This is a genomic window from Shimia aestuarii, assembly GCF_022814865.1.
GTDB lineage: Bacteria > Pseudomonadota > Alphaproteobacteria > Rhodobacterales > Rhodobacteraceae > Shimia > Shimia aestuarii_A.
The window spans coordinates 1-1,759 of sequence record NZ_JAKVRD010000051.1 but is presented as its reverse complement, the minus strand read 5'-3'; the positions used below and the strand labels follow the sequence as shown (position 1 = coordinate 1,759).

At 63.9% G+C, this 1,759-nt stretch carries 1 protein-coding gene; it reads left to right on the top strand.

Features of this window, described 5'->3' with window-relative positions; genetic code table 11:
- Positions 1 to 14: 14 nt before the first annotated feature.
- A partial coding sequence (gene xsc, locus MK745_RS19630; RefSeq protein WP_243614860.1) for a sulfoacetaldehyde acetyltransferase occupies positions 15 to 1,759 on the top strand: 1,745 nt, incomplete at its 3' end.

The window sequence follows — 1,759 nt, the reverse complement described above, 5'->3', positions numbered from 1 at the left end:
AGGACACCTCTGAGATGAAGATGACGACCGAAGAAGCTTTTGTGAAGACGTTGCAGATGCATGGAATTGAGCATGCGTTTGGGATTATCGGGTCGGCGTTCATGCCGATTTCGGATTTGTTTCCGCGTGCGGGGATCACGTTTTGGGACTGTGCGCATGAGGGGTCTGGCGGGATGATGGCGGATGGCTATACGCGGGCCACGGGCAAGATGTCGATGATGATCGCCCAGAACGGCCCCGGCATCACCAACTTCGTCACCGCTGTGAAGACCGCCTATTGGAACCACACGCCGCTTCTTCTTGTGACGCCGCAGGCTGCCAACAAGACCCTCGGCCAGGGCGGGTTTCAGGAGGTCGAGCAGATGGCCGCCTTCAAGGACATGGTGGCCTATCAGGAAGAGGTGCGCGATCCGACGCGTGTGGCCGAAGTCCTCAACCGGGTGATCCTCAACGCCAAGCGCGCCTCGGCCCCGGCCCAGATCAACATGCCGCGCGACTTCTGGACCAAGGTGATCGACATCGACCTGCCCGCCATCGTCGAGTTTGAACGCCCCGGCGGCGGTGCAGAGGCGCTGGCCGAGGCGGCAGACCTTTTGTCCTCGGCCAAGTTCCCGGTAATCCTCAACGGCGCGGGCGTTGTCCTTGGCGGCGCGATCCCGGCCTCCATGGCGCTGGCCGAGCGGCTCGATGCGCCGGTCTGCTGCGGCTATCAGCACAACGACGCCTTCCCCGGCTCGCACCCGCTCTTTGCCGGGCCCTTGGGCTATAACGGCTCCAAGGCCGGGATGGAGCTCATCGCACAGGCCGATGTGGTTCTCGCGCTTGGCACCCGCCTCAACCCGTTCTCGACCCTGCCGGGCTATGGCATGGATTACTGGCCCAAGGACGCCAAGATCATTCAGGTCGATATCAACCCCGACCGCATCGGCCTCACCAAACCGGTGAGCGTCGGCATCGTCGGGGATGCCAAGAAGGTCGCCACCACGCTTTTGGAGAAGCTCTCCGGCACGGCGGGCGACGAGGGCCGCGACGCGCGCAAGGCCACCATCGCCCAGACCAAATCCGCCTGGGCCCAGCAGCTCGCCTCGATGGATCACGAAGACGACGATCCCGGCACGACCTGGAACCAACGCGCCCGCGCCGACAAGCCCGACTGGATGAGCCCGCGCATGGCGTGGCGCGCGATCCAATCGGCCCTGCCGGCAGAAGCGATCATCTCGTCGGACATTGGCAACAACTGTGCCATCGGCAATGCCTACCCGGCCTTCGAGGCGGGGCGCAAATACCTCGCACCGGGCCTCTTTGGCCCCTGTGGCTATGGCCTGCCCTCGATCATCGGTGCCAAGATCGGCTGTCCGGACACGCCCGTGGTCGGGTTTTCCGGCGACGGCGCCTTCGGCATCGCGGTCACGGAGCTGACGGCCATCGGCCGTTCTGAGTGGCCCGCGATTACGCAAGTCGTCTTCCGCAACTACCAATGGGGCGCGGAAAAGCGCAACTCGACGCTCTGGTATGACGACAACTTCGTCGGCACCGAGCTCGACACCCAGGTCTCCTACGCCGGCATCGCCGCAGCCTGCGGCCTCAAAGGCGTCACCGCCCGCACCATGGACGAACTCACCGCCGCCCTCACACAGGCCATCGAGGACCAGAAAAACGGCATCACAACCCTCATCGAAGCCCTCATCAACCAAGAACTCGGAGAACCCTTCCGCAGAGACGCAATGACCAAACCCGTCCAAGTCGCAGGGATCAACCC